4 protein-coding genes are annotated in these 4044 nt (G+C 66.6%); 2 read left to right on the forward strand and 2 right to left on the reverse strand.

The window, feature by feature from the left end; translation table 11 throughout:
• Positions 1 to 123 precede the first annotated feature (123 nt).
• On the forward strand, positions 124 to 1293 hold the full coding sequence (locus ELR45_RS22325; RefSeq protein WP_165368015.1) for a nucleotidyltransferase family protein: 1170 nt from the start codon (positions 124 to 126) through the stop codon (positions 1291 to 1293).
• Positions 1294 to 1487: 194 nt separating this feature from the next.
• Positions 1488 to 3257, forward strand: coding sequence for an ABC transporter ATP-binding protein (locus tag ELR45_RS22330; RefSeq protein WP_205857059.1), 1770 nt, complete (start codon positions 1488 to 1490; stop codon positions 3255 to 3257).
• A gap of 38 nt (positions 3258 to 3295) precedes the next feature.
• Here ELR45_RS22330 and ELR45_RS22335 read toward each other — a convergent pair whose 3' ends face one another.
• On the reverse strand, positions 3296 to 3718 hold the full coding sequence (locus ELR45_RS22335) for a TA system VapC family ribonuclease toxin (RefSeq protein ID WP_129668323.1): 423 nt from the start codon (positions 3716 to 3718) through the stop codon (positions 3296 to 3298).
• A complete protein-coding gene (locus ELR45_RS22340; RefSeq protein ID WP_129668324.1) occupies positions 3718 to 3972 on the reverse strand; it encodes a hypothetical protein in 255 nt (84 codons plus the stop codon). The genes ELR45_RS22335 and ELR45_RS22340 overlap by 1 nt, the downstream gene beginning before the upstream one ends.
• Between the last annotated feature and the right edge of the window lie 72 nt (positions 3973 to 4044).

Genomic DNA, 4044 nt, shown 5'->3' on the forward strand with positions numbered 1-4044 from the left:
CGCAGCCTACAGTGATGCTGTTGCCAAGGAAGAACGGTTGACTATCCAGCGGTGGAATATCTGTCTATCATGAAGGATCCGGCCAAATTGTGGGGTTCGGCTAGGATGACGCCAGGGGGGCAGATGGCGAGTTCTGAGGGAAACTCGACTAATGGCCGGGTCGCACAGTCATCGCGTTCCGGCAGGGCGGAATCGGCGGCGCTCGTCGACGTGTGCATGCTCAAACGTCCGATGCTGGCGCATGGCACCTCCGACGCGCACGCATTCATCGAGGCGGTCCGCCGCCATCGCGTCGCGCCTTTGGCACATGTGGCGCTGCGTTCGGCCGAGCCGGAAGTCGCAGCCGCGCTCAAGCCGGACCGAGACGAAGCCATGACCCGGCACCTGAGCGCCGGAATCGTGTTGAGTGCCCTGTCCGAGCTGCTCGACGGCCTGCCGTGGGCGGTCTTCAAGGGACCTGTGCTCTCCGAGCATGCGCACCCGGCGCCGGGGCTGCGTTCGTACCACGACGTCGACGTAGTCGTCTCCCCCAGCCAGCTACGCGAGGTCGCGTCCAGGCTCGCGTCCGCTGGATGGGACGTCATCGACTACACGGACATGCTCACCAACCCGGATCCCCCGGGCGAGATGCACTGGGTCAGCCCGACCGGAATCCTGGTCGACCTGCACTGGTCGATGATCAACATGGCGACGACCCGGCAGCTGTTCTCCGTCCCCACCGACGAACTCCTCGAACGCCGCGTTCAGGGTTCCATCGGGCTGTCCTCCGCGTGGATGCTCGACCCGGTCGACGCCGTCGTCCATACGTGCCTGCACGCCGCCCTGACCGGCGCCGACCGTATGCTCCTGCTTCTCGACGCCGACCAGCTCGCCCGCCGCGTCACCGACTGGGACGACGTCGTCACCCGCGCGCGCACCTGGAACGCGGCACCCGCGCTGGCCATCGTGCTGGCACGAGCGCGTTCGCTGCTCGGTACTCCACTGCCCGATGACCTCGACCGGGAACTGGGCAGTTCCGCTGGGTTCCGGCTCGTCACCGGAACCGTCGACCGCCTGATGCCGGTCTCGTCACTCCGCCGGGACGCGTCGTTCCCCCGCCTCGTCGCCCGCTCCGCCCACCCGAGCAGCGGACGCACCCTCGCCGCTGTCGGCCGCCGGAGTCTGCGAGGCGTGACCCAGCGGCTCGGTGTGACACGTGTGCCTTCCCCGCCTGCGCATAGGCAACCCGCCGACGCCAGAGCGCTGGAGAAGTATCTGCGTGCGGTCGAGTCACAGGCGGGCACGCCGGCATGAGCGGGAACGGGCACGGCGGCCCTTCCAGCGCGGCGGCGAGGCGCGGTGGCCCGGATAGACCGGGACGCCATGCAGCAAAGGCCCATCCGGATCCGCCGGACGATACAGACTCGCCGGACAACCACGACTACGTGGATCTCGCTGCCTCGGCCCGGAAACAGCCCAAATCGCTGCGACGGCTTCGCACTCTGGTCGTGGACAGCGTCAAGCTCTCCTGGTCGGCCGACCCACGGACGTTCGGGATCACGTCCGCCCTGCAGCTGCTCGGCGCGTTAGTCATCGCCGCTCAAGTCCTGATCGTCAAGGAGGTCCTCGAAGCGATCCTCGCGGTCACCGACGACGACGCCGGAGCAGGCCGGGTAGTGCTGCCCGTCATGCTGCTCGCCGCGGTCACGGCGCTCGTCTCCATCTCGGCCGCCGTCCAGGTCAACCAGCAGAAGTTGCTGTCCGAACTGGTGATGCGGACCACCTGGCGCAAGATGCTCGACGTCGCCGGTGCTGTCGGCCTTCGCTCATTCGAGTCCCCCGACTTCTACAACCGGCTGCAACGAGTGGAGACCAACGCACTCACCCGGCCGTTCCAGCTCACCCAGGGCACCATCGGGCTGATCGGCGGCGTAGCGGGCAGCGTCGGGCTGTCTGTCGCGATCGTCAGCCTGGAACCGGTGCTGCTCCCGCTACTCCTGCTGGCCGGGGTTCCGCTGTACTTCACCAGCCGCCGGGAGAGCCGCCTGGAGTTCGAGTTCGCCGTCGCTCAGACACCTCGCCTGCGCATGCGCCAGTACCTCGGCACGATCCAGACCGGCCGGGACGAGGCCAAGGAGGTGCGCGCCTACGGACTGGTCGGGGCGCTGCGCGAGCGGTTCGACCACGTTTACGATGCCTTCACCGCGGACCTACGCACACACCTGCGCCGCCGCACTCATCTGGCGGTGGCCGGCAACGCCGCCTCGGCGGTGTTCCTGGCGCTCACCCTGCTCGTGCTGGTCTGGCTGGTCAGCCGCGGCCGGGTCGGGCTGGCTGAGGCGGGTGCCGCGATCGTCGCCATCCGGATCCTGGCCCAGCAGGTGAACATGCTGCTCAAGAGCGTTCAGAACATCTTCGAGTCCGGGCTGTTCCTCAACGATCTCGACGAGTTCGTCGCCATGCAGCCGGCCGCGGAGCGGGCAGAGGCGGGAACCACCGCCCCGGCCAGGTTCACCTCGCTCACCGCCGATGGTCTGAGCTTCACCTACCCGGGAAGCACGGAACCGGTCCTTCGTGATGTCTCGCTGCACATGGACGCCGGTGAGGTGGTGGCGCTGGTCGGCGAGAACGGATCCGGCAAAACCACCCTGGCCAAGCTTCTCGCGGCACTCTACGAGCCGGATGCGGGAGCCATCCAGTGGGATGGAAGAGACATCTCGACGTACTCGCGCGCGGGTGTGCGGTCGTCCATAGCGGTGGTCTTCCAGGACTTCGTCCGCTACTTCCTGTCCGGCCGGGAGAACATCGGCCTCGGCCGGGCCGAGCGGCTCGACGACGAGGCGGCCATTGTGGCGGCGGCACGACGCGCCGGCATCGAGGACGCGTTGAACGCCCTTCCCGACGGGCTGAACACTCCCCTGTCCAAGATGTTCAAGGGCGGCCGCGACCTCTCCGGTGGGCAGTGGCAGCGCGTCGCTCTGGCCCGTGCCTTCTTCCGCGACGCGCCGTTCGTGATTCTCGACGAGCCGTCGGCGTCGCTCGATGCGAGAGCCGAGCACGCGCTCTTCCAGTCTCTGCGGGACCTGCTGGGTGGGCGCACGGTGCTGTTCATCTCGCACCGGTTCTCCACCGTGCGCACCGCTGATCGGATCTATGTTCTGCACGACGGCGAGGTGATCGAACACGGTGCGCATGAGGAGCTGATGGCGCTGAACGGCCACTACGCCGAACTGTTCCGTATGCAGGCCGCCGCGTATCTGACCGCGGCCGAGTCCTGAACGGTTTGGGTCCGGACGCCCTGGAACTGGTAGTCGTCTCAGATCAACGCTTCAACCCGGACCGACGGGTGACGCTTGGCGAAGGCGCCATCAAGAGTGGCAAGCGTAAACTGCCCAGCCTGTGCGAACGCGGCGAGATAGTCATCTGTCCAGAGCTTGTGGCTATTGTCGTCGCGAGCCGACATAGTCCGCCAGATGGACTCGATGTGTGAGGGCTCGTCCGCCCATGCCACGCGCTTGTCAGACTGAAGGGCGTCGATGACGCCCCAGGCGGCGGCACGGTTGATGACGTCCGTGCCCAGGACCGCCGGATTGGACAGGAGCCGCAGCAAGCTCATCTGTGTGACACGGCAGAGAACAAATGACTGCGCCTGCTGGTCGAACCACGCCTTGACGGCAGGATGATGAACGTGTCTGGCCCAGACGGCGGCTAGCCAGACGCCGACATCCAACAGATACATCAGCGCCCGTACCTTTCGGCGTCCTCTGCGGCGAGGGCGGCTTCGATGTCGGCGTTGGTCACATCCACGCTTGGGCCACCAGCGCCGCCGACGAGGGGAAGTGACACACTGCCACCTTCACGTTGGCTTGCTGGGGTTCTGACTTCACGGGAAAGCACACGCGTGAACAGCTCCTTGAGACTTTCCCCGCGCTCGGCTGCCCGTGCCTTGGCAGCGCGGATGAGGTCATCGGGAAGATCCACCGTTGTGCGCATAAAAGCATATTAGCATACGAGCCCTATGAGATCAGGTCCTTGTTGAGCCCTACCGCGTCGGCGACGGCGGGC

It is taken from the genome of Phytoactinopolyspora endophytica, assembly GCF_004138495.1.
GTDB lineage: Bacteria > Actinomycetota > Actinomycetes > Jiangellales > Jiangellaceae > Phytoactinopolyspora > Phytoactinopolyspora endophytica.